Source organism: Ensifer sp. ENS08, from assembly GCF_014852195.1.
Classification (GTDB): domain Bacteria; phylum Pseudomonadota; class Alphaproteobacteria; order Rhizobiales; family Rhizobiaceae; genus Ensifer; species Ensifer adhaerens.
This window is the reverse complement of record NZ_JACVBF010000011.1, coordinates 1-24,072: the sequence shown is the minus strand read 5'-3', so window position 1 is coordinate 24,072 and position 24,072 is coordinate 1. Positions and strand designations below refer to the sequence as shown.

The following is a 24,072-nucleotide window of genomic DNA, read 5'->3' as shown; positions in this document are numbered from 1 at the left end:
GGCAATCACACCTCTTCACCCCACAAAGGAGCAACTCATGAAAGCTGTCGCCCTCACCCGCTATCTCCCGGTTTCCGACCCGGAGAGTTTCCTCGATGTCGAGCTCCCGAAGCCGGAGCCCAAAGGGCATGATATCCTGGTCGCGGTCCGCGCCGTCGCGGTCAATCCCGTCGACGTGAAAATGCGCGCGCCGAAGGACAAGGTCGAGGAAACGCCGCGCGTGCTCGGCTGGGACGCAAGCGGCGTGGTCGAGGCCGTCGGTGCTGATGTGACGCTGTTCCAGCCGGGCGACGCCGTCTACTACGCCGGCGACCTGACTCGATCGGGATCCAACCAGCAGTATCAACTGGTCGATGAGCGCATCGTCGGGCGCAAGCCGAAGAGCCTGTCCTTTGCGGAAGCGGCCGCCCTGCCGCTGACGACGATCACCGCCTATGAGGCCTTCTTCGACCGGCTCGGCATCGACCGGGACGGCGCCGACCACGGCCAGTCGATCCTCATCGTCGGTGGCGCCGGCGGCGTCGGCTCGATCGGTATCCAGCTGGCAAAGCGCGCCGGCCTCACCGTCATCGCCACCGCCTCGCGGCCGGAAACCATCGCCTGGGTCAAGGAACTTGGCGCCGACCACGTGGTCAGCCACCGTGAACCGCTGGTCGCGCAGGTCCGCGCGCTCGGCTTTCCCCATGTCGACCACATCGCCATCTTCAACGACATGCGCCACTGGGACGACGCTGTCGAGCTGATCCGGCCGCAAGGCGGCATCGTTTCGATCGACAACACCGACGTGCCGATGCCGATGGCCGGCATGAAGACCAAGGCGGCGAGCCTGCATTGGGAGTTCATGTTCGCCCGCCCGATGCACCAGACGCCCGACATGATCGAACAGCATCGTCTGCTGAGCTTCGTCGCCGACGAGATCGATGCCGGACGGCTGAAGACGACGCTTGCCGAGGTGCTGTCGCCGATCAACGCGGCGAACCTGCGCGAAGCGCATCGCCGCATCGAAACCGGCGCTGCCAAGGGCAAGATCGTCATTGAAGGCTTTGCCGGCTAAGTGCACCAGCTGCCGATTTAAACGAAATCGCTTGCCGCGACATAGATTGCGGCAAGCACCTGTCACCTCTGAAATTTCCGCGGCACCCGCGCCGCGCCAAACGGCCGAGCGACATTGGCGATCGCGGCGACCCGCGTCGCCCTGTGCACGGCAATCGCATCAACGCTCGCCCCGATGAAATTGCGATCGCGGCGCGATATCGATATATCCACGTAGATATATCGAATCTTCGAGGCTTCCCTTTCAAACCAATCCCACAGATCCCCTCGAAAACGCTGAAACAGGCGGGCTTTGCAGGTGCGCCCAATACCGGCGTTAACGCCCACCGAAAATGCAAGGAGAATGCCCGTGCCTTATGAACTCGTCGTCTCCCAGGGACGCATCGCCGACAGAACGTCCGGCGCTATCCCCGGGGCGGCCCTGACGGCCGAAGCGCTGAGCAAGCGCACCGGGCTGCAGCCGACCGTTATCGGCAGCCCGTCACCGGCAAAGGAAGACGACTGGTCGGCAAGCCTGCCTGAGGCCGGGGAGACCCTGGCCGCTTTGCAGGCGGCGATTGCCGCAACACTTGCGCGTGGCAACAAACCACTTTTCATCGCCAATACCTGCTCCGCCAGCCTTGCGACACTGCCGGTCGTCGCGCGGGAACGCGCCGACGCGGTCTTGCTCTGGATCGATGCCCATGGCGATTTCAACACGCCGCAGACCACCGAAAGCGGCTATCTCGGCGGCATGGTGCTGGCTGCCGCCTGCGGGCTCTGGGAGAGCGGCCACGGCAGCGGGCTGAACCCGGCAAAGGTCGTCATCGTCGGCGCGCGCGACATCGACCCCGCGGAGATGGATTTGCTGCGGCAGGCAGGCGTGTGCATCCTTTCGCCGACAGAAGCGACGCCGGAGGTCATCCTTTCGTTGATCGGCGATGCGCCGGTCTGGATCCATGTCGATTGGGACGTGCTCGAGCCGAAGCATGTGCCGGCCGCCTATGCGATCGGCGATGGCCTCTATCCGCAGACCTTGCGCGCCATCTTCGCGGCGATCCCGAAAGAGCAGATCGCCGGCATCGAACTCGCGGAATTCGAAGCGTCTGAGGCGGCGCTGAAGAATGAAGCTGCGATCGAATGCCTGCTCGGCGTCGTGGAGCCGTTGCTGGCTTGGCGCGGAGCGGCGTCGAGCCAGCGCCGCCGAAGCCGCGTCACCCGTCCGTTTCCGGATCGGCCTTTACGTTCGTGATGATCTCGCCGAGCACCAGATGCAGCGCGTCGCGGTAGCCGTTGCGGGCCGACGGCCCACTTTCGGCCGATGTCATCACCACCGTCAGATCCAGGTTCGGCACGATGTAGAGCATCTGGCCGCCATAACCCCAGGCGAAATGCACTTCTTCACCGGCGATCTGGCGCTCGAACCAGCCATAACCGTACTCGTCGCCGGAGAAGCGCGAATTGGTTCGATGCTGCCAGGAGGCCGCGACCCACCCTTCCGACACCAGTTGCTGGCCTGACGCCGTGCGGCCGCCATTGCGATAGAGTTCGCCGAAGGCAAGCAGGGAGCGCGGGCTCATCGCCATCTGGTTGCCGCCAAGGTAGATGCCTTGCGGATCGCGATCCCAGGCCCCGATGCGGAAGCCCTCGAGCGGCCCCAGCCACGCGCGCGCGAGCGCCAGGGTCGACTTGCCGCTGACCTTCGTCAGGATCGCCGAAAGCAGATGGGTCGAGGCGGTGGAATAGAGCATCTCACCACCCGGATCGTCGTCGAAGGGCTGGGCAAGCGCCGTGCGCACCCAGTTCCGGCTGGCGACCCATCGCCCATAGTTCGGCCCCGAGAGACGGCCGAGCCCGGCCTGCATCGAAAGCAAATGACCTATGGTGATGTCGTTGATGCGCGGATCAGGCGAGGCCGGCAGGTCCGCCTTCAGGATCGGCGCGATCTTCTGCTCCGGACCTTCGAGCAGCCGCTTGTCGATGGCGATGCCGACCAGCGCCGAGATGATCGATTTCGACGCCGACTTGATGTTGGTCGAGTCCGTCACGCGGTTGCGGCCGTAACCACGCTCAGCGACGATCTTGCCGTCGCGGGCGACGATCACGGTCTTCAGGGGATCAAGCTCTGACCGTGAGGCCAGTTCGTCCAGCAAGGCCGAAATCGGCGATGGCGTCTGAGCCGCGACCGGCAAGGCGACAAGCGTCGAGACGACGAGTGCCAAAGTGGCGATGCGGGCAACGAGGACTGCGACAAATCTGATCATGGATCAGCATCTAAGACCAGCTTGCGCCGCCGTCATCCACCGCACGGCCATCTCACGGCGATTTGACAGACCGGTGAGCACGCCACTGCCACAGTTGTCAGCCTGCCGGCCGTCTCGCAAAAGCTTCGACGAAGCGCGTCAGGCTCTGCTCGACAAAGGCCGTGACCGGCACCTGCGGGTCGAAGCTCCACCAGAGCAAGGATCCCTGCCATTGCGACGCCATCAGCAGACCGAGCCCCGGGCTCGCAGCGGGAAGGCCGGCGAGGCATTCGTCGAGCACGCCTGCGAGCACGTCGCGCCACTTTGCGCCGCGGGCACGGAGCAACGGATTGCGCAGGTCTTCCCGCAGAATCCTGAGGTCGTCGGCATAGCTGTCGATACCGCCATAATCGCCCGAGAGGCCGACGAGCAGCGCGATGGCGCCCTCCGGCGTCCGCGGTACGCTCGCCATCAGCTCCGCCGTCTGCCCGTCCAGCCCGTCCCAGGCCTGGCTGAGCGCCCGCTGGATCAGCTTCGCCTTGTTCTCGAAGCGCTGCACCAGCGTGGCGCCGGAAAGGCCCGTACGTGCAGCCAGCGCCGCGAAGGTCAGGCGATCTGGACCATCGGCCCGCATCAATGCGAAGGCGGCGGCCAGCAGCTCTTCGTCAGGCATGGTTTTTGGGCGAGGCATCTTGACTCTCATTTATAACCGAACAATCATTTATATATCACCCGAGCAGGAAAACGCCAGTCGGCAAGCGGCCGCGAAGGAGAAGAATCATGACACTCGAAGGACAAGTCGCCCTCGTTGCTGGCGCGACGCGCGGCGGCGGGCGCGGCATCGCGACCGAACTTGGCGCCGCCGGCGCTACCGTTTACGTAACCGGCCGCACCACGCGGCAACAGCAATCCGATTACGGGCGTCCCGAAACGATCGAGGAAACCGCCGAGATCGTCACCAGCCTCGGCGGCAAGGGCATTCCCGCCCAGGTCGACCATCTGCAGCCGGCGCAGGTACAGGCGCTTGTCGAGCGCATCCGCAGCGAACAGGGACGGCTCGACATCCTCGTCAATGACGTCTGGGGCGGCGAGTTGCTGTTCGAGTGGAACAAGCCGGTCTGGGAGCACAATCTCGAAAACGGGTTGAAGCTCCTGCATCTCGGCGTCGATACGCACCTGATCACCGCCCACTATGCCCTGCCGCTGATGATCGAGAAGCCCGGCGGCCTCTTGGTCGAGGTGACCGACGGCACCGCCGAGTACAATGCCGAGAACTACCGGCTGTCGCCGTTCTACGACCTTGCCAAGGTTTCAGCGAACCGTATGGCCTGGGCCCACGCCAAGGACCTTTCGCCGCACGGCGCAACCGCGGTTTCGATCACGCCCGGCTGGATGCGGTCGGAGATGATGCTCGAACATTTCGAGGTCGGTGAAGACAACTGGCAGGACGCCACAAAGAACCAACCGCACTTCGTCATTTCGGAAACGCCACGTTTCGTCGGCCGCGCCATCGCGGCGCTCGCGGCCGATCCGGACAAGGCCCGCTGGAACGGCCAGTCGCTGTCGAGCGGCGGGCTGGCGCAGGTCTACGGGTTTTCCGATCTCGACGGCTCGCGGCCCGATTGCTGGCGCTACATGCGCGAGGTGATGGAGGCGAACAAGCCGGCCGACGCAACCGGCTATCGTTAGGCGTTGCCGCCAAAACCCGTCACCGGCAAACTTGAAACGACGGGCGGCCTCCTATAGTTCGGTGTTTCGGGCAACCAAGCGCCGCCGCCCGCCATCCGGATGTGGCAGCGCTATCGAGTGTGATTGAACATGGCATCGCGGGATCGGTATTCGAGAAAGCTGGAATGCGCCAAATGCGGAGCCGCCGGCTTCGCCGAAGCGTCGGAAAACGACAAAGGCAAGGGCAGCAATCGCGGCTTTACCATCGACGTGATGCCCAAGGGCTTCTCGACTGAACGCACCTCTCCCGACCCCGCCAAGCACATGGTGCGCTGCCGCTGCGGCAACGTCTTTGCCTTCAAGCAGAAGACCGTCTATGCGCCCGGCAGTGAGCCGCGGGACTGACGCATCGGGACTTTTCCGGCGCCCGCGTTGAGAAAAAATTCACCATCTTGTCTCAACATCGACCCAATCGGCGGTCAGCTATGGCAGCGCGCGTTCAAGAACTTTTGATCGCGAGCGCCAGGGACAAAGGCTTGCAGCCAGGGCTGTCACCGCTTAATCGCTGAACTTGAGGCTGAACCGAACTGCGTCGAACGCAACCGGCCGGCACACACGCCACACGAAGGACGCTTGGTGGCGGAAGCATTTCCAGGAGCCCGCATGCGGCGCGAGACGATCAAGAGCCCTTCTTCCGAGACACCTCAGGCCGGCAGGATATTCGCGCAGGTGCGACGGATGCGGCATGCCTTGGCGATCGGCGCGATGGCCCTGGCGCTGTCCGGCTGCATGGCGCTCGACGCCGACGACGTGCGCGAGCCACCGCCGATCCCGGCCAAGCTGATCGCCGCCATGGCCAAGAACGGCAGCAAGCCGGAAAGCCCGGTGTTGATCCGCATCTTCAAGCAGGAAAGCGAACTCGAGGTCTGGAAGCAAAACAAACAGGGCCAGTACGCCCTGTTGAAGAGCTATCCCATGTGCCGCTGGTCCGGAAAGCTCGGCCCGAAGACGAAGGCCGGCGATCGCCAGGCGCCGGAAGGTTTCTACCACGTCTCCGCCGGCATGCTGAACCCGAAATCGCAATATTTCCTGTCGTTTAACCTCGGATACCCGAACCGGCTGGAATCGGCGCTCGGCTACACCGGTGAAGCGCTGATGGTGCACGGCGCCTGCTCGTCGTCCGGCTGCTACGCCATGACCGACCAGGGTGTCGGCGAAATCTATTCCGTGGTGCAACGCGCGCTCGCCGGCGGCCAGGGCACATTCCAGGTTCAGGCCTATCCCTTCCGCATGACGGCGGAGAACATGGCCAAGCACCGCGGCGACCCGAATTTCGACTTCTGGAAGAACATCAAGCAGGGTTACGACATCTTCGAGGCGACGAAGCGCCAGCCGAAGGTTTCGGCCTGCGGCCGCCGCTACGTCTTCAACACCGATTTCGCCGATGGCGAACCGTCCGACCCGCTTGCCGCCTGCCCGGCGGCGATCTCCACGCCCGATGCCGGACTGGTGGCACGACTGCAATCGGAGGACGCGAAGCTCGCCGGCATGATGACCAACCAGACGTCGGCGCCGCTGAACGCCTATGTCGATGGCGGCATGCATCCGAGCTTCCGGGCGCTTCTTGAGAAAAACGGTGCTGAAAAGCTGGCCGCGAAGATCTCGGGAACTAAGTATCCTATCAGCCGACCCGAAGCGGCGCTGGCGGACCCCTACGCCGGCCTGTGATCGTTCCGTCGGCTGGCGACGCACAATTGACTTAAAAGGTCGGTTGCATCGCCGGTAGCGAATAGAGGACGATCGAGGATTACATGCCCGAAAGAGAGTTCCGCCGCCGCGCCTTCCTGCAGCTTTCCGCCGGGTTGGCGGCCGTTGGTCTCGCCGGCTGCGCCTCGCCGCGGCCTACTGTGACGCGCTCCTATGCGCCGGAACCGGTTCCCGAGACCAACACGTTCCTGGCCGACATGTACGGCGAGAAGCCGAACGAGCCCTACCCGCTGCCGGCCATTCCCTACGAGAAGATCGATCCGCGCTTCTACCGCCAGATGGTCGCCGATCCGACCGGCGAAAAGCCGGGAACGCTGGTCGTCGACGTCGGCAGCCACTTTCTCTATAGGGTCTATGAAGGCGGCCAGGCGATGCGCTACGGCGTCGGCCTCGGGCGTGCCGGTTTCGCCTGGGCCGGGCGCGGCGTCATCCAGTACAAGCGCGAATGGCCCCGCTGGAAGCCGCCGAACGAGATGGTGGCGCGCCAGCCCGAGCTGCAGCAATTCAGCATCGAGGCGGGCGGCATGGATCCCGGCCTCAAGAACCCGCTCGGCGCCCGCGCCATGTACATCTTCCAGAACGGCGAAGACACGCTCTACCGCATTCACGGCTCGCCGGAATGGTGGACGATCGGCAAGTCGGTGTCGTCGGGCTGCGTGCGCATGATCAACCAGGACGTCGTCGATCTCTACAACCGCGTGCCGAACGGCACGCCGATCGTCGTCACCGATCTCTCGGGCGGCGGCATGGTGCAATCGCAGCCGATGCAGGACGCGCAGCCCCTGCCGGATGGGCAACCATTGCCGGACTCCCAGCCGGTGCAGCGGTCGCCCGACTATATGCTGATGGGGCCGGACGGGCTGCCGCTTCCGCAGCCACTTTGAGGCAATCCGTCCGGCAAGGGCGCAGAAATTACGCCAGATTGTCGCCCATCACAGGACGAGCAGCGGCGTCTTGCCTCTGACGCGATCATAGAGATCGATCGCGTCCTGCTGCAGCATCCGCACGCAGCCCGCCGACGCGTTCTTGCCGATCGAGCGCCACTGCGGCGAGCCGTGGATGCGGTAAAGCGTATCCTGGCCGTCCTGGAAGATATACATGGCGCGGGCGCCGAGCGGATTGTCGAGGCCCGGATCCATGCCGCCGGCATCGATGCCGTATTTCTTGAGGTGCGGCTGGCGTGCGACCATGTCGTCGGGCACCGTCCAGCGCGGCCACTTGCGCTTCCACTGCACGACGGCACGCCCCTTCCAGGCGCGGCCGGCTGCACCGAGACCGACGCCGTAACGGATGGCGCGGCCGCCGGGCAGGACGTAGTAGAGGAACATCGTCTGGGTATCGACGACGATCGAATGGGGCGGCTCGTTGGTGGCATAGGCCACTTCCTGGCGCAGGAACTGCGGCTTGATCTCGGTGTGCTGGATGCCCGGGACGTCGTAGCCTTCGTCCTTCACCGGCGCGTAGATTCTGGCATAGTCGAAGGTCTTCGTCGGCACGCCCGCCGCATCCGCCGCCTTTTCCGGCGAGCCGCCATCACCGCCGATCGGCTCGATCAGCTTCGGTTTCGGTTCGGGTTTCGGGATCTGCGTGCAGGCGCTCAAAACAGAGCTGGCGATCACCGCGAGCAGCGACCGGCGGTACAAATTCATCGACACTGTATTCAATTCCAGAGTTGGAGATTTCGGTTGGGAGGTCCGAGGGGAGGCCGAAGGCTGTTGGGCCGAACCGTGACCGAAATGTGGTGAAAATCTTTCTTTGGCGTGGATCGCTTGCGCGAGGCGGTACTCGTTTTCGAAGTGTTGCAGAATTCCCGCGCTCGCTGCCTGCCCTCACCTAACCGATCGCCATGTCGCCCTTGGTCGGATCCGGAATGACGACGATGGTGCTGCCGTCGCGGACCTGATCATGGAGGTAGACGACATCCTGATTGAGCAGGCGAATGCAGCCGGAAGAGACCGCCTTGCCGATCGAAAATGCCTCGGGACTGCCATGGATGCGGTAGAGCGTATCCTTGCCGTCCTTATGGATATAGAGCGCGTGGGCGCCGAGCGGGTTCTTGATGCCCGGGGGCATGCCGCCATTGGCGATGCTGTAGGGCTGGAGTTTCGGCTGACGCGCGACCATCTCGTCGGGCGGCGTCCAGCGCGGCCATTTGCGCTTGTAGGCGACGATCGCCCGGCCCGACCAGGCAAAGCCCTCGCGCCCGACGCCGATGCCGTAGCGCATCGCCCGCCCGCCCGGCAGCACGTGATAGAGGTATTTCGCGGGCGTATCGACGATCAGCGTGCCGGGCCCCTCACTGGTCGGATAATCCACCTCCTGCCGCCAGAACTTCGGATCGACCTCGGCGATCTTCACCTCGGGGATCGGAAACTGCTCGTCGGGCATCGCATAGTATATCGGCGGCACCGTCCGGCCGGCTGAGGGGCGGACGGGCGTGACGGCTGCCGGCACCACCGCCGGCGTCGGGCGGGCGGTCGCGCAGCCGGTGACGAACAGCGAGGCCGCGCCGACGACAAGGCTGCGGCGGGTCAGCGTGATGCCGGTCTTGTGATCGGCCGTGGAGGAAGAAGGCTCGTGTGCTTCGGTCATATCGGGCATTCAACGATTCGATTGTTGCAATGCCGCCTCAGAGGGAAGTCCTACCTTAAGGCTGCCTTAAGGGAGCGATTAAAGGATCGCGCTCTCAGAAATGTTAGGAGTAGCGATGCGAGTCCTGATCGTCGAAGACGACGATATCCTTAGAGACGGCCTGAAGGTCGGCCTGGCGCTGGCGGGCTTCACCACCGATGCCGTCGGCACCTGCGATGCGGCCGCGACGGCGCTTGCCGCCAACGGCTTCGACGCGGTCGTGCTCGACCTGATGCTGCCCGACGGCTCCGGTCTCGACATTCTGCGGGACCTGCGCGCCAGGCAGAGCGACATTCCGGTGCTGCTGTTGACCGCACGCGACACCGTGCGCGATCGCGTCGCCGGCCTCGACACTGGCGCCGACGACTATCTCGGCAAACCCTTCGACCTCGACGAGGTCGCCGCCAGGCTTCGGGCGCTGGCGCGACGCTCCAGCGGCCGGGCGAGCGCCGCGCTGGAATGGTCGACGCTCAGGCTCGATCCGGCCAGGCAATCGGTGGAAAAGGCGGGCAAACCGGTGCAACTTTCGCGGCGCGAATACTCCATCCTGCATACGCTGATGTCGCACCCGGGGGTGATCTTCTCCAAGACCAAGCTGGAGGACAAACTCTACGGCTGGCAGGAGGAAATCGAAAGCAATGCCGTGGAGGTGCACATCCACCATCTGCGTAACAAGCTCGGCCCGGGACTGATCGAAACCATCCGGGGCATCGGCTACCGGCTGGGCGGAGCCGGCTGATGCAATCGCTGCGCGCCCGGCTTTTCGCCATCCTCCTGATCACGACGGGGCTCCTGTGGCTATCGGCCACCGTCTGGATCTTCCTCAGCACCCGCGCCGAAGTCGAGCGCGTGCTCGACGCGCGGCTGATGGAGGCGGCGCGCATGGTGAATTCGCTGATCGTCAGCCCAGACATGATGAAGGAAGAAGGCGACACCCATGCCAACCGCCCGGCACAGAGCGCAATCAGGATCCCGCTGCTGGAGCACCCGCATTACGACCGGCAGCTCTCCTGCCAGATCTGGTCGCTGGACGGAACTCTGATCGGTAAGTCGGACAGCGCGCCCGACACAACGCTTGCGCCCCACGCCATGGGCTTTTCCGAAACCGTCATCAACGGCGAGACCTGGCGTGTCTTTGCGGTGGAGAATGCGAGCCTCGGCGTGCGCGTTCTCGTCGGTGACAACCTGCGCATCCGCGACCGGCTGGTCAACGACCTGGTCAAGGGGCTGTTGCTGCCGGCGCTGCTGATCATTCCGCTTCTGGCCGTGCTGATCTGGCTCTGCGTCGGGCGGGGCCTCGCGCCGCTGCGCAAGCTTGCCGGCGACCTTGCCGCGCGTGAAGCCTCCGACCTGCACGCGATCGAGGACACCGGGACGACGCGCGAGATCAGCCCGGTCTTGAAGTCGCTGAACGGCCTTTTTGCCCGTGTCGCCGGCGCCCGCGAGCGCGAGCAGAATTTCATCGCGTTTGCCGCCCACGAGCTGCGTACGCCGCTGGCGGGCCTCAAGACGCAGGCGCAGGTGGCGCTCGCCAGCAACGACGGCGAAATCCGCGAGAAGGCGCTCGGCCAGATCGTCGCCGGTGTCGACCGGACCGGAAAGCTGGTGCGGCAACTGCTCGATATTGCCTCGGTCGAAGCCACCGAGAGCGGCAGGCCGGCGGCCGGTTTTGATGTCGGCGAGATGCTGACAAGTCTTCGCACCGAACTCGCCGGCCAGGCGCGTCGCGTCGATGTTGTCGTCGACGGGGCGATGTCCGGTCTCAGGATCAATATGGATCCGGACCTCTTCCGGCTCGCGGCGCGCAACCTGCTCGAAAACGCCATCAACCATTCGCCACCGGGCGCAATGGTCTCTTGCCACGCCGAGATACGAGGCCAGCATCTGGTCATCGCGATCGACGACGAGGGGCCTGGCATCCCCGAGGAGGAAATGCCGCGCGTGACCGAGCGCTTCTTCCGCGGCCGGTTCAAGGCGGCGGCCGGCAGCGGGCTCGGCCTCAGCATCGTCGAGCGTGCGCTTGACCGAACCGGCGCCGAACTCGAACTGCGCAACCGACCGACCGGCGGCCTCTCGGCTCGCATCGTATTGTCGCAAGCCCTCGCGCCGTGAGCGATCGGGATTGTTTCAAACAGAGGGGGATGCGGGCGGAGACCGCACCCGTGTTGTCGTCTCGCTCTAAGCGCTTTTCCGCATCGGCGGGTCCGGCAGCGGCACCGCGGCCATCAGCGCCCGGGTGTAGGCGTCCTGCGGATCCTCGAACACGGCGCGGCGCGTTCCCATCTCGACGATGCGGCCGCCGCGCATGACGGCGACATGGTGCGACATCCGCTCGATCACAGCCATGTCGTGCGAGACGAAGAGATAGGCAAGACCCATCGTCTCCTGCAGTTCGAGCATCAGATCAAGCACGCGGGCCCGCACTGACACGTCGAGCGCGGCCACGCTTTCATCCGCGACAATCAGCTTCGGATTGACCGCCAGCGCGCGGGCAATGCAGATGCGCTGCCGCTGTCCCCCGGAGAACTCGTGCGGATAGCGGCTGGCGGCATCGGGCCCAAGCCCGACACGGCGCAACAGATCGGCGACGCGATCCGTGCGTTCGCTGCGATTGCCGATGCCATGGATGAGCAGCGGCTCGGCGATCGCCGCCCCGACCGCCATGCGCGGGTCGAGCGAGGCATAGGGATCCTGAAAGATCATCTGCGCGGAGCGGCGCACGGGCCGCATCTGGCGTTGCGACAGCGCGCCGATCTGCTGGCCGTCGATCGCCACATCGCCATCGAATGGAATGAGGCCGAGTACCGCCTTGCCGGTGGTCGACTTGCCCGATCCGCTTTCGCCGACGAGCCCCAGCGTCTCACCGGGGAAGATGTCGAAGGAAACGTCGCTGACGGCGGCGGCCAGCTTCTTTTCACCCAACAGTCCGCTGGGCTTTTTTCCGTAGTGGACAGCGAGGTCACGCACGGACAGGACCGGGCTCGCCGCCCGCGGGACGGATGCCGCAGCCGTTGCGGCGATGCGCGGCGGGCCGTCGGTTCCGGCATGCGCGCCCAGCCTCGGTACGGCCGCCAATAACTCCTGCGTGTAGCGCTCGCGCGGCGAGCGGAAGATCGGCAATACGTCGCCCTGCTCGACGATGCGGCCCTGCTGCATGATGACCACGCGGTCCGCCATCTGCGCGACCACGCCCATGTCATGGGTGATCAGCACGATCGAAGCGCCGAATTCCCGCTTCAGTTCCTTCATCAGCGTCAGGATCTGCGCCTGCACGGTAACGTCGAGTGCCGTCGTCGGCTCGTCGGCGATCAGCACCTTGGGTCGGCACGATAGTGCCATCGCGATCATCACGCGCTGCCGCATGCCGCCGGAAAGCTCGTGCGGATATTGCGTCATGCGCCGCGCCGGCTCGGTGATGTGCACCGCATCCAGCATGCGCAGGGCGACGGCACTCGCCGTTCCCCCCTCGGAACCCTGATGTTCGCGAATGGCCTCGGTCAGTTGCTCGCCGATCGACATCACGGGATTGAGCGATGTCATTGGCTCCTGAAAGACCATCGCGACATCGCCGCCGCGCACGCTGCGCATCGCACTGTTGGAGAGCTTCGAGAGTTCGCGCCCTTCGAGCTTGATGCCGCCGGAGGCGATCCGCAGCGAGGCTTTCGGCAGGAGCCCCATGACAGCAAGCGAAGTCACGGATTTGCCCGAGCCGCTCTCGCCGGCAATGCACAGCGTTTCGCCGCTCATGAGGTTGAAGCTGACGGCATCAAGGACCCTTCGCGGCCCTTGCGGCGTCAGCGCATCGACGCAGAGGCCATCGATGCCGAGCACGGGTGCTGCCGTTGTCACGAAAAGACGATCCTCGGGAAGTAGAAGGAAACGACCCAGTTCGGAGCGTCGACGATCTCGCTGATGCGGAGGTCGCCGCAGACCGAGCAGAGCAGATAGGCATCGACCGGACTCAAGCCGTGTTCGGCGCCAAGCAGGTCGATCATGCGCATCAGGCTTTCGCGCGCGCCGGTCATCAGATCCGGGCCGATGCCGGTCGTCACCTCGTAACCGGCAGCATCCAGATGACGGGTCACCGGACCCGGCGTAGTGAACCGCGGGCTGGCGAGACGGGCATCCTTGACGAGCTCGATCGTGGCTTCGACCTCCATCTGGCTCTCGATCGCGGTGCCACAGACCTCGCCGTCGCCCTGGGCTGCGTGGGTGTCGCCGATGGAAAACAGCGCGCCCTCCACCTCGACCGGCAGATAGAGGGTGACGCCCGATGTGAGATCGCGAATGTCGAGATTGCCGCCGACCCGGCGCGGCGGCACCACCGAATGCAGGCCCGGTTCGGCCGGCGCGACGCCGATCGTGCCGGCGAAGGGCTTCAACGGCACGCGGCCGCCCGGTCCATAGAGCGCCGGCGCCATGGTATTCGCATCATAGGACCACATGTGCAGCGCCGGATCGGTGAACTGATCGGCGAGCAGGCCGAAGCCCGGAATGTTGGCCGTCCAGCCAACGCCCGAGGGCACGAAGCGGCGGATCGTCACCTTCAGCGCGTCGCCGGGCGCAGCACCTTCGACATAAACAGGCCCCGTCACCGGATTGATCTTCTCGAAGTCGAGCGAGGCCAATGTGTCGAGCGTCGAGCCAGCGCCGAGCTGCCCGCCGGAAGAATCCAGGCATTCGAAATGGATGGTCTCACCGGGCTTGGCGATCAGCGTCGGCTCGAAGTCGCGGTTCCAGCCGAAATGATGCTTGGCGCGATGGATGGTGTGTGTGCAGGCAACGCACATGAAATCTCTCCCAAACTCATGAAGAGGCTCCCCGAAGACGACCTCCGGAGAGCCTGACGCTTATTGCTTCACGAAGATCGCGTCGTAGTTGATGACCCGGGTCGGATCGACGTAGATCTCGCCCTCGCCGCCCATGCGCGGCGACTTGGCAACGACGCGGCGCTCGTTGGTGACAGGCACCCACGGCGCATCGGCCATAATGTCGGTGAAGATCTTGCCCCATTCCGCCTGACGCTCGGCCGCCTTTGCCGGATCGGACATGGAATCGGCGGCAACGGCGCGCTTGTCGAGTGCCTCGTTGCAGTACCACGACCAGTTCCAGCCGCCCTGGACCGCACCGGAGCAGCCGAGGATCGGGCCGTAGAAGTTCGACGGGTCCGGGAAGTCGGCGATCCAGGCCATACCACCCGACCAGATCATCGGCGCTTCGCCTTCGGTGCCGCCGGCGGCAATGACGTTGGCCTGGGCCAGCGCCCGCACCTCCGCCTTGATGCCGATGGCGGCCAGATCCTGCTGGATCGCCTGGGCGATGCGCGGCTGCGGGTCGGTGTTGGTCGAATAGAGCACCGTCTCGAAGCCATCGCCATGTCCGGCCTCGGCGAGCAGGGCCTTCGCCTTCTCGACGTCATAGTCATAACCGGTGAACGCCTTGTCGTAACCCGGCATCAGCGGCGGCAGCGGCTGGTTGGCGGGCGTCGCGCGACCATTGAGGATGCGGGTGATACGCTCCTTGTTGATCGCCATATTGACGGCCTGACGAACCTTTACGTCGTCGAAGGGCTTCACCTTGGTGTTGAGCGTGACATAGCCGGTATGGAGCTGCTGTCCATCGACGATAATCTCGGCGCCTTCAGGCGAATTCTTGATTTCGAGGAATTTTGCCGGCGGAATACCGTCCCCGGCAATATCGACCTCCCCCTTCTGCAGTCGCAGCAGCGCCACCAGCGGTTCCTGGCCGACCTCGACGGTGAACTTGTCGATATGCGGCATGTCCTTGACGAAATAGTCGGGGTTGCGCTCGAAGGTCAGGCTCTGACCGACGGTCCAGTCCTTGAGGACGAAGGTGCCGGAGCCGACCGGCTTCTTGCCGAAGTCGCCGGCGGCAGCCTCGACCGCTTCCTTCGGCACGACCGAGGCGAAGTTGACGGCGAGCACGTGCAGGAAGGTTGCGTCCGGGCGCGACAGGTGGAAGACGACAGTCGCATCATCCGGCGCCTCAATGCCTTCAAGCGTCGCCGCCTTGCCGCCCGAGAGATCGTCGAAGCCCTTGATCGCGCCGAAGAAACCGGCGCCCGGCCCCTGCGTCTTCGGGTCGACCGCCCGTTCGATCGAATACTTCACGTCCGAGGCGACGATCTCGCGGCCGTTGGTGAATTTCACGCCCTTGCGCAGCTTGAACGTATAGGTCAGGCCATCCGGCGCGACGTCGAAGGTTTCGGCGAGCGACGGCACCAGCTCGGTGGTACCCGGCTTGTAGTCCATCAGGCGCGAGAACAGGCTCTTGATCATCGACCAGTTGACCCAGTCGTAGCCGATGGCGGGATCGAGCGTGGCGATATCGTCCTTGCAGGTGATGACGATATCTCCGCCCTGTTTCAGTGCATCCTGTGCAAGGGCCGAGAGCGGTGCTGCGAGCAGTGCCGCAGCGACGGTTGAAGTTCGAAGCCAGCTTTTGAACATTGTTGTTCCCCTTTTTGGTTGGTTTCGGATTAGCGGGCGCGGATGCGCGGATCGATGAGCGGCGCGACGAGGTCGGCAAGGAGGTTGCCAAGCACGATCGCGAGCGCCGAGACGAGCGTCACCCCCATGATGATCGGAATGTCGACCTGCTGGATCGCCTGCCAGGCGAGCTGGCCGATGCCTGGCCAGCCATAGACGGCCTCGACGACAACGACCCCACTCATGAACTGGCCGATATCGATGCCGATCATGGCGATGACGGGTAGAAGCGCGTTCGGCAGCGCGTGGCGGAAGATGATGCGGAACGAGGACAGGCCCTTGGCACGTGCGGTGCGCACATAATCCTGGTTCAAGACGTCGATCATCGCCGAGCGCACCATGCGCGCATACCAGCCGGCACCGAGGATGCCGAGCGTCAGCGCCGGCAGGACCACATGGGCGAAGCTGCCGAAGCCGCTCATCGGGAACCAGGCGAGCGTGACCGCGAAGACATAGAGCAGCAAAAGGGCCGCAACGAATTGCGGTGCCGAGACGCCGACGAAGGATGCCATCATCACGAGCCGATCGACGAAACCGCCGCGCCGGATGGCCGCTACGACACCGAGAAACACGCCGAGCAGGACTTCGACGAAAATGCCGGCCGCCATCAGGATCAGCGTTGCCGGTAGGCGCGCCGCGATCAATGTGCCGACATCGGTCTTCTGCGCGTAGGAGCGACCGAGATCGCCCTGCACCAGCCCCTGGAGATAGCTCCAGAACTGAACGAGCAGCGGCTGGTCGAGCCCGAGTTCCCGGCGAATGTTGGCGACCGTCTGCGCCGTTGCGCTGCGCCCGGCGATCATGCGCGCCGGGTCGGCGGGAAGCGCATAGAGCAACAGGAAGGTGATGGCGGCAACGCCGAGCATGATGAGCGCGGTCTGCACGAGACGGCGCAGCAGAAGGAATGCCATCTCAGCCCCTCCCGCGTTGCGTCGGGTCGAGGATATCGCGGAGCGCATCGCCGACCAGATTGAAGGAGAGCGCGGTCAAAAGGATGACGGCGCCGGGGATGAACACCAGCCAGGGCGCGGCCTGGAAATAGCTCTGGCTCTCGAAGATGATGTTCCCCCAGGAGGGTGTCGGCGGCTGGACGCCGATGCCGAGGAAGGAGAGCGTCGCTTCGAGCAGCACCGTGGTTGCGATGCCGAGCGTGCCCCAGACGATCGCCGTCGGCACCAGATGCGGCAGGATGTGGTGAAACAGGATGCGCCCGTGGCCGGCACCGAGCGAGCGCTCGGCGAGGATGAAGTCGCGTTCAACCAAGCCACGGGTCTCGGTATAGACGATGCGGGCGACCTGGACCCAGTTGACGAGCGCGATCACCATGGCGACGATCCAGAGGCTTGGGCGCAGCAGTGCGGCAAGCACGATCGCCAGCAGCAGCGCCGGAAAGGCCATCATCAGGTCGGTGAAGCGCATCAGTGCGCTGCCGATAAGGCCCCGCATGTAGCCCGAGAGAATGCCGATCATGAGCCCGATCGAGACGGCAACGCCATTGGCGACGAGGCCGATGACGAGCGAAGTTCGGGCGCCGTAGAGCAGGCGCGAAAAGAGGTCGCGGCCGAGCGTATCGGTACCGAGCAGGAACTGAGCACTCGGCGGCAACGGCGCGCCTTCGAGCGTCAGCCCGTCGAACATCTGTTCGTCCGGGCTATAGGGGGCAACCAGCGGAGCGGCCACAGCGAGCATGACGACCAGTGCCACGACGACGAGACCGAACAGCGCCGCCGGCTGCCTGAACATGGATTTCAAAACCTGCATCAACCGGCCTCCGGCAGGGGCTCGGCACCGCCGAGGATGGAACCGGCGATCTGCTCCATCGACAGGCGCTTTTTCATCGCGCAATTGCGCAGGATTCCATAGGCTTGTTCTTCGTTGACATGGCAGGCCTGACCGATCTTCTGCACGGCGGCATGAACGAGCGGGCGCATGCGCACCCGTTCTTCGAGATGGGCGATCTTGTCGGCGACGGCGCGGCGCTCCTCGTGGATCCCAACCGCCAACACCAGGGCCGGGTAGACCGCCGAGGACGCGACCGGCTTGGCGATGATGGCCGCAACCCCCTGCCCCATCGCCCAGGCGACCCGGCCCGGTGCTTCCGAGCCGAGCAAGGCGATCAGCGGCCGTGGCGCCTGTTCGTCCTTCCAGGGCAAGAGCCCGCTCCAGCCCTGGTCAGCGTCGACGAGGATGATATCGGGCAGGTCGCGCGCATCGAGCGGCTGCCATTGTACGGTGACGTCGAAGCCGAACAGCGTGAGCTGTCGCACCAGCCGCTCCGTCGTCTGGTCTTCGCGGTGCAGGATTGCCGCACGCCAGCCGGTGAAGTTCGGTGTTTCCCTCATGAGACGATCCGCAATTGGGGCGCCTTGCGCTTGCGCTGGCCGGTCAGATAGGGGTCGGCGGCAATTGACGGCAGCGATGTGACGATGTCGAAGCCTCCGTCGTCGCTGATGCGGCCGAGATGGAACGGCAACGCCGCATGGTGGGTCTGCGGATCGATCCTGAGCGGGCCGAGCACACTCTGATGCGCCGCTGCCGAAACAAGCTGCGTGATCGTCGCGGGATCGTCGACGCCCGCCTCGATGATCGCCTCGGCGCAAAGCTTGACGGAGGCATAGGCGCTGGCAAACAGGCTGGAGATGCGCCGCCCGGGCCCGAAGCGACTAGCAACGCGCAGCTTGAAGGCCGCATTGTCGGGCGAAACCACCGTGTCGAAATAGGAGGCGGCACAGAGCTGGCCGGTCGCGACCCCGAGGCCGATATCCGTCAGCTCGCACTCCTGAAGGTCGCAGCTGACGACGGGGCAGTTTTCCGGTCGGAACCCCGGATCGCGCACGGCGAGCGCCCGGATCGCCGCGTGAAAGGCGTAGCTGGAAGGACCGACGAGATTGTTGAGGATGAAACTCGGCCGGCGCTGCTCGATTTCGGCGACGATCCGCTCGACCGCGGTTTCCTCCAGCGGCAGGTAACGCTCGCCGAGGATTGCGCCGCCGGCTTCCTCCACCAGCTCACGCGCCAGGCGGTTCATTTCCCAGCCCCAGACATAGTTTGCGCCGATCAGATAGGGCCGGTTGCCGAAACGCGGCAGCAGATAGTCGAGCAAGGGCAGCAAATGCTGGTTCGGGCAGCCGCCCGTATAGATCACGTTGTCGTTGGCCTCGAAGCCCTCATAGGGGCACATGTACCAGAGCAGGCCGTCGTGCTTTTCGACAAGCGGAATGACCTCCTTGCGAGCGAGCGAGGTGATGGTGCCGATGATGTGGCGGCATCCGTGGTCGCGCAGCAGCGATCTGGCGCCTTCGAGATAGCGGTCGATATTGGCTTCCGGATCGATGAAAACCGGCTCCATCCGGCCCGGATGGCTTGCCGCAATCTCCTCGATCGCCAATTCCGCGCCGTCGCGACAGTCGCGGCCCATCGTCCCGTAGGGCCCGGTCGTCGAATAGAGGATGCCGATCTTTACCGCGCCGCTCATGTACCCGCCAAAAACCAAAAACCCCACGACGCCGGGCCCATCGAAGATGGGGGCATCATGGGGCGAAACTGCCCGTCGACCATCGAGGTCATGTGAATGGATTGATCATGCTCAATCTGAGAGCATGATTAAGATACGGGCAATCGACGGCTGTCAAGCAAGGATTGGCAAGCTCGCAACCTATTATACGCAACTTTACAGACAGAGGCGGGTGGAGCACCGCAATCAAGCGCCACTGCTGCGCGGAGGCGCGTAGGAGGACATTCGGCCGGCCCGCATGCCGGCCGGCCGGGTCCATGTCCGGTCAGAACTTGCGGCTGATCGCGATCTTGAAGTTGCGGCCGGGCATCGCCGAGATCCCGTCGCTGAGATAGGGCTCGTAGTATTTGTCGAAGATATTGTCGACCGCGAGATGCACTTCGCCACCCTCCATGAAGCCCGATGTCGGCGTCCAGTCGAGGAAGAGGCCGTGCACCGCATAGCCGGCACTCGGCGGGCGCGCGTAGGTCTGTCCGCCCTGATTGTAGGGCGTGCGGTTCTGGTCGTCGACGAAGGTGCCTGTCCAGCCGAAGGCGAGGTCCTGATCCGGTACCTTGATCCCGGCCGTCGCGATCACGGTCAGGGGCGCCAGATCGTTGATATAGGTGTCCGGTCCCCAGACGTTGTTGACGGCGCCGGTCCGCTCGCCGGTCATCCAGGACACGCCGAGATCGGCGAACATACGCTCGGTCTCGTAGTGCGCCTGCCACTCGATGCCGCGGATATCGTAGGACGGCGTGTTCCAGTAAAATGGCACGTTGCCGGTAACGTCGGCGAGGTTGGCCGTGCCGAACCGGCGCGTTACCGGATTGGAGACGTGGTTGTTGTAGACCGAAATACGCGTCGACAGCATGTCGTCGGTCGTCAGCACGTCGTTGAAGCTCAAGTCGACACCAATGTTGAAGGTGCTGTTACGCTCGACCTCCAGATCACGGCTGGTGCCGGAAGCCTTGGTAAGCACGCTCTGGGTCGAATAGATTTCGTCAATGTTGGGCACCCGCATCGCATAGGCCCAGTCGGCAAAGAACCGCACCGACGGCGTGGCTTCCCATGACAGGCTGATCGCCGGCGTCACACCCTGGTGCGACACGGCTGAATAGTCGTGCCCGGCCAGCGGATTGTTGAACCGCGGCGCCTCGTTCGGCACGCCCTTCGAGCGCACATGGTCGTAGCGCAGGCCCGGCGTCACGGCAAACGTGTCCGTCAGTTCGATCCGATCGCGAACGAAAGCGGCAAAGGTCTTCTGCGAGCCCTCGGGCATGAACCAGGGGGCGTAGGAGCCGTAGTTGTACTGCGCCTGGGTGCGGTTGGCGATGTCATACATCCAGATGTCCCGGTCATGATCCAGGTACTGAATGCCATAGTTCAGGCTGTGCGACAGTCCGCCGAGCGTGAAGTTGGAGGTATTCTCCGCTTCGAACTTGATATCGGTGTAGGTGGCATCGTTTTCGTAGCCGCCGACGGATGCGCTGGGGTTGAGCCCCGGAATGTCGGGCCGCTTCGCATGCTGGCCGGTCGACGAGAAGCTCCCCATCATGCGGTAATTCACCAGGTCGCTGTCGCCCGTATAGCTATAGGTAAGCGTCGAGGTGAAATCCTCGATTTCACGCCAGGTGAGAAGCCGGCGCATCGCTTCCTTGTAGCCGTAGCGGGTGATGTTGTAGTCCGACGGCGCCGACTGGCCGCGGATGGCGGCCACGGGTCCCCAATTGTCGTTTTGGCCGTAGGCGACCGTCCCCCTGATCTCGTGGCCGTCATATGCGGCACCGACATTGGCAAGCAGGGTGGTCAGCTTCGAGTTGGAATAGTTGTAGACCTCGCCGCCGCCGACGCGCATGTCGTCGCTTTTGCGCCATGTGCCGGCCAGAAGGCCATCATAGGTGATGGGGCCGCCGAAATCCGACTTTCCGTAGAGCGCGCCGGTTTCGAGAAACTGCTTGTTGGCACTCTGGAAACCGGACTTGGCCCAGACGCCCCATTCTTCGCCGGGCCTGAGCATGTCAGCCGCGTCCTTGGTCTCCATCAGCACCGTGCCGCCGAAGCCGCCATTGCCGTAGCGCACCGATGTCGCGCCCTTTTCGATCTCGACGCGCTTGAGCAGTTCGGGCTCGATGAAGACTGTGCCCTGGTCGTACTTCTCGAAATTCTTCGGCGCGCCGTCGAGGATGATCCGCACGTCAGACTGCCGGGCAAAGCCGCGGATGGCGAGCGTTTGTCCTTCGATGCGCACGCCACCGCCCATCGACACGCCGGGCGTCTTCTGCAGCAATTCCGGAAGGCTCGATGCCTGGGCCTTTTCGATGTCCTCAGCATCAAGGACCGCGATGTTCGGCGCGCGGTCACCGTCCTTGGCGTCGCCGCGGGCGACAATGGGCGCGAGCTTCGTGCCTTCGCCGTCTGCCGGCGTCGCGGCTTCCACCGCACCCATCAGTTTCACCGTCGAGCTGCCGACGAAACGATAGCGGACGCCCGTTCCGCTCAGCAACCGCGCCAGCGCCTCTTCGGCCGTCATCTCGCCGGAAAGGCCTGGCGTGGTGACGCCAGAGGCGACCGAGCTGTCGAACACCACCTGCAGCTTGAGCTGTGAGGCCAGGCGATTGACGGCCGTCGTCAGCTTGCCCGCAGGTACGTCGACGTGATGCCGCACCGCATCTTGCGCAAGAGCGATGGTGGTGGTGAGGGCAAACACGGTGCCTGCCATCAGCAGGTTGAGAATTCCGGATTGGCGGCGGCGGCCGGTCGTATTCGAATATGACATGATGGTTCCAGACAGAGAGATGGCCGAAACGGCCGGGGTCTGGTTTCTGGACGAACGAGGTGCCGGTTCAGGGACACCTCGTCCTCGATTTTTTTAGCGCAGGATCGTGACGTAGCGTCCGATCCGGGTGACCTTGACGTCGAAGGCTTCGGCAAGACCTTGCAATGCGCCGACGGGATCGGAGAGATCGAAGCTGCCGGACACCCGCCTGGCGCCGACGCCGGCATCGGCGATCAGGATCTTGCCGGGAACGTAGCGCCCGATTTCCTCGACGACGGACGCGATCGTGCGTTCCTCGAAAACCAGGCGCCCCTGCCGCCATGCTGCTGCCACGAATGGATCGACCGGCGTGACATCGCCGAGCCGGCCGTCATGGTCGTAGCTGACCTGCTCGTTGACCGCGACGCGGCGCGGCGGCATTGCCGCGTCCGTCGCGACCGATACGGCGTGTTCGAGAACGGTGACGCTGGTGCCGTCGTCGGTGAGGTTGACGTCGAATGCCGTCCCGAGTGCCGTCGTCGTGCCGCCTCCGGCCTTAACGACAAAGGGCCGTTGGCTGTCGGCCGCGACCTGGACGAAGGCCTCGCCACGCAGCAGCACGATCCGCCGCTCGGCGGAAGTGAACTGATAGGCGACGGCCGACTGGGCGTTGAGCTGCAGTGTCGAGCCATCCTCAAGGGTAAGAATCGGCCTTTCACCCTTGCCGGCGATGACGTCCGCCTGCATCCACAGGGCGCCGTCGAGCGCAACAAAAATGCCGGCGCCGACGCTGACGATGGCCGCCAGCGCTGTTGCGGTTTTCCGCCGCGTCCCTGTCCGCTTCACCGCCCTTTGGGCGAATTCCGGTTCGCGCCGGATCAAGAGCGATGCGTCACCGATCGCCCTTTGAGCGCGCGCAAAAATCTCGGCATGGGCAGGATCCTCCGCGCGCCAGCGTTCGAAGGCGAGCTGCAACGCTTCATCGTCGGGATCACCCGTCAGGCGGACGAGCCAATCCACCGCCTGCTCGCGCATCCTCCTGTCGCGCGCCGTCACAACACCTCCTCCAACCGGTCGAGGCAATGCAGATAGGCCTTGCGCAGATGCCGGTCGACCATGTTGCGACTGATCCCTGTGCGCATGGCGATTTCGTCCGAGGTGAGGTTGCCGATGCGGCTTGCGAGAAAGACGCGCCGCCGCTGCAGCGACATGTCCATGATCGCCCTCTTCAGGATCGCCAGCCGCCGGGGAAGATCGATGTTGGCATCAGGCGCAGTGATATCGCTGGCGACAGCCAGAGCGTCTTCTTCGCTACCGGAGAAAAGCTTGAACTCGAAGCGGTCGCGCCGCAGCCGGTCGATACCGAGATTGGCACAGGCGCGGCGCAGAAACGCCCTGAGCGACGACTTGCCCTCAAGCGGCGTGCGCCGATCGACCAACCGAACATAAAGCTCGTGAACGACCTCGTTCGCGGTTGCCGCCTGGTGACCACGCCGCCGCGTCATCGCGCAAAGCTCGTCGTAGTAGGCGACGATCGCGTCGTCGAGCATCAAATGCGAAGATGATTTCTCTGGCATGATAGGTTTCAGGGCCGATCCGGAGCCGTCGGCAGAGCGAAGATGAGAGACAGGGCGCGGTGCAGACGAGGCAGCGCCGGCGTTCATTAGCGCGCCCGTGCGGTGCGCACAACAAATATGAGTATTGTACTCATCTTTAATTTCCGAGGCCGTCAGCAGTGCAACTAGCTCGAAAGGAGGCGTTGACCTCAGGGCTCAGAGTGAGACCCTCAGGCAGGGTTCACGCCGGTTATCAGCAAGAGCCAGATCTCCGGGCGACAAGAACCGAAAGGAGGTGGCATGAAAGAGACCGCGTCCGCTGAGAGAACGGATCACTGAGATGCAGGTGATGATTGAGGGACAGCCACGCTTCCGGCCTTTCGGCTTATCCTGTTGGGGTTTTGGAGATCTCAAC

Annotated in this window: 22 protein-coding genes; 8 read left to right on the top strand and 14 right to left on the bottom strand. The window is 64.3% G+C overall.

All coding sequences use genetic code 11. The features are described from left to right. Positions 1-37: 37 nt before the first annotated feature. A complete protein-coding gene (locus tag IB272_RS21760) occupies positions 38-1,054 on the top strand; it encodes a zinc-binding alcohol dehydrogenase family protein (RefSeq protein ID WP_060644600.1) in 1,017 nt (338 codons plus the stop codon). 348 nt (positions 1,055-1,402) lie between these two features. Then, entirely contained in the window at positions 1,403-2,284 is an 882-nt protein-coding gene (locus IB272_RS21755) for an arginase family protein (protein ID WP_348646802.1), read from the top strand. On the opposite strand, the gene IB272_RS21750 is transcribed toward IB272_RS21755, so the two are convergent. After that, positions 2,247-3,296 (bottom strand): serine hydrolase, encoded by a 1,050-nt coding sequence (locus IB272_RS21750; RefSeq protein ID WP_060644593.1) that lies wholly within the window; start codon positions 3,294-3,296, stop codon positions 2,247-2,249. The two genes, IB272_RS21755 and IB272_RS21750, sit on opposite strands and share 38 nt — an antisense overlap. Before the next feature lie 97 nt (positions 3,297-3,393). Then, positions 3,394-3,966 (bottom strand): TetR family transcriptional regulator, encoded by a 573-nt coding sequence (locus IB272_RS21745; RefSeq protein WP_192445036.1) that lies wholly within the window; start codon positions 3,964-3,966, stop codon positions 3,394-3,396. An 89-nt stretch (positions 3,967-4,055) separates the two neighbouring features. Between IB272_RS21745 and IB272_RS21740 the strand changes: the two genes are divergently transcribed. The 4 genes from IB272_RS21740 to IB272_RS21725 all read left to right on the top strand — a co-directional run bounded on the left by IB272_RS21740 (position 4,056) and on the right by IB272_RS21725 (position 7,594). Then, positions 4,056-4,964, top strand: coding sequence for an SDR family oxidoreductase (locus IB272_RS21740; protein ID WP_113553130.1), 909 nt, complete (start codon positions 4,056-4,058; stop codon positions 4,962-4,964). A 129-nt stretch (positions 4,965-5,093) separates the two neighbouring features. Next, positions 5,094-5,348, top strand: coding sequence for a hypothetical protein (locus IB272_RS21735; RefSeq protein ID WP_034805462.1), 255 nt, complete (start codon positions 5,094-5,096; stop codon positions 5,346-5,348). 333 nt (positions 5,349-5,681) lie between these two features. Next, the gene (locus tag IB272_RS21730; protein WP_110818853.1) at positions 5,682-6,671 is read left to right on the top strand and encodes a murein L,D-transpeptidase family protein; all 990 of its coding nucleotides are present in this window, start codon (positions 5,682-5,684) and stop codon (positions 6,669-6,671) included. Positions 6,672-6,754: 83 nt separating this feature from the next. Then, positions 6,755-7,594 carry a L,D-transpeptidase gene (locus IB272_RS21725; RefSeq protein WP_082566580.1) on the top strand — a complete coding sequence of 280 codons (840 nt, stop codon included), beginning with the start codon at positions 6,755-6,757 and terminating at the stop codon, positions 7,592-7,594. Positions 7,595-7,642: 48 nt separating this feature from the next. On the opposite strand, the gene IB272_RS21720 is transcribed toward IB272_RS21725, so the two are convergent. Both IB272_RS21720 and IB272_RS21715 read right to left on the bottom strand, forming a co-directional pair. Beyond that, positions 7,643-8,359 (bottom strand): L,D-transpeptidase, encoded by a 717-nt coding sequence (locus IB272_RS21720; RefSeq protein WP_192445078.1) that lies wholly within the window; start codon positions 8,357-8,359, stop codon positions 7,643-7,645. A gap of 184 nt (positions 8,360-8,543) precedes the next feature. After that, positions 8,544-9,302, bottom strand: coding sequence for a L,D-transpeptidase (locus tag IB272_RS21715; protein ID WP_192445034.1), 759 nt, complete (start codon positions 9,300-9,302; stop codon positions 8,544-8,546). 115 nt (positions 9,303-9,417) lie between these two features. Here IB272_RS21715 and IB272_RS21710 point away from each other — a divergent pair, with 115 nt between their 5' ends. Next, entirely contained in the window at positions 9,418-10,080 is a 663-nt protein-coding gene (locus IB272_RS21710) for a response regulator transcription factor (RefSeq protein ID WP_060581074.1), read from the top strand. Beyond that, positions 10,080-11,453 (top strand): ATP-binding protein, encoded by a 1,374-nt coding sequence (locus IB272_RS21705; protein WP_110818823.1) that lies wholly within the window; start codon positions 10,080-10,082, stop codon positions 11,451-11,453. Before IB272_RS21710 ends, IB272_RS21705 begins: the two co-directional genes overlap by 1 nt. Positions 11,454-11,519: 66 nt before the next feature. Here IB272_RS21705 and IB272_RS21700 read toward each other — a convergent pair whose 3' ends face one another. From IB272_RS21700 to IB272_RS21655, 10 genes are all read right to left on the bottom strand, one after another. Further along, entirely contained in the window at positions 11,520-13,190 is a 1,671-nt protein-coding gene (locus IB272_RS21700; protein ID WP_110818824.1) for an ABC transporter ATP-binding protein, read from the bottom strand. Next, positions 13,187-14,131, bottom strand: coding sequence for an acetamidase/formamidase family protein (locus tag IB272_RS21695; protein WP_034805446.1), 945 nt, complete (start codon positions 14,129-14,131; stop codon positions 13,187-13,189). Before IB272_RS21695 ends, IB272_RS21700 begins: the two co-directional genes overlap by 4 nt. A 60-nt stretch (positions 14,132-14,191) precedes the next feature. Then, positions 14,192-15,811 carry an ABC transporter substrate-binding protein gene (locus tag IB272_RS21690; protein WP_192445032.1) on the bottom strand — a complete coding sequence of 540 codons (1,620 nt, stop codon included), beginning with the start codon at positions 15,809-15,811 and terminating at the stop codon, positions 14,192-14,194. Positions 15,812-15,840: 29 nt separating this feature from the next. Next, positions 15,841-16,761 (bottom strand): ABC transporter permease, encoded by a 921-nt coding sequence (locus tag IB272_RS21685; protein WP_110818825.1) that lies wholly within the window; start codon positions 16,759-16,761, stop codon positions 15,841-15,843. 1 nt (position 16,762) lies between these two features. Continuing rightward, positions 16,763-17,611, bottom strand: a complete 849-nt coding sequence (locus IB272_RS21680) for an ABC transporter permease (RefSeq protein ID WP_060530383.1) — start codon at positions 17,609-17,611, stop codon at positions 16,763-16,765. Next, positions 17,611-18,192 (bottom strand): ANTAR domain-containing protein, encoded by a 582-nt coding sequence (locus IB272_RS21675; protein ID WP_060521917.1) that lies wholly within the window; start codon positions 18,190-18,192, stop codon positions 17,611-17,613. Before IB272_RS21675 ends, IB272_RS21680 begins: the two co-directional genes overlap by 1 nt. Then, positions 18,189-19,325, bottom strand: coding sequence for a transporter substrate-binding protein (locus IB272_RS21670; protein ID WP_192445030.1), 1,137 nt, complete (start codon positions 19,323-19,325; stop codon positions 18,189-18,191). The genes IB272_RS21675 and IB272_RS21670 overlap by 4 nt, the downstream gene beginning before the upstream one ends. A 304-nt stretch (positions 19,326-19,629) precedes the next feature. Further along, a complete protein-coding gene (locus IB272_RS21665) occupies positions 19,630-22,122 on the bottom strand; it encodes a TonB-dependent receptor (protein ID WP_181432588.1) in 2,493 nt (830 codons plus the stop codon). A gap of 93 nt (positions 22,123-22,215) precedes the next feature. Next, entirely contained in the window at positions 22,216-23,157 is a 942-nt protein-coding gene (locus IB272_RS21660; RefSeq protein WP_127889785.1) for a FecR family protein, read from the bottom strand. Then, positions 23,154-23,678, bottom strand: a complete 525-nt coding sequence (locus IB272_RS21655) for a sigma-70 family RNA polymerase sigma factor (RefSeq protein ID WP_034805426.1) — start codon at positions 23,676-23,678, stop codon at positions 23,154-23,156. The genes IB272_RS21660 and IB272_RS21655 overlap by 4 nt, the downstream gene beginning before the upstream one ends. Between the last annotated feature and the right edge of the window lie 394 nt (positions 23,679-24,072).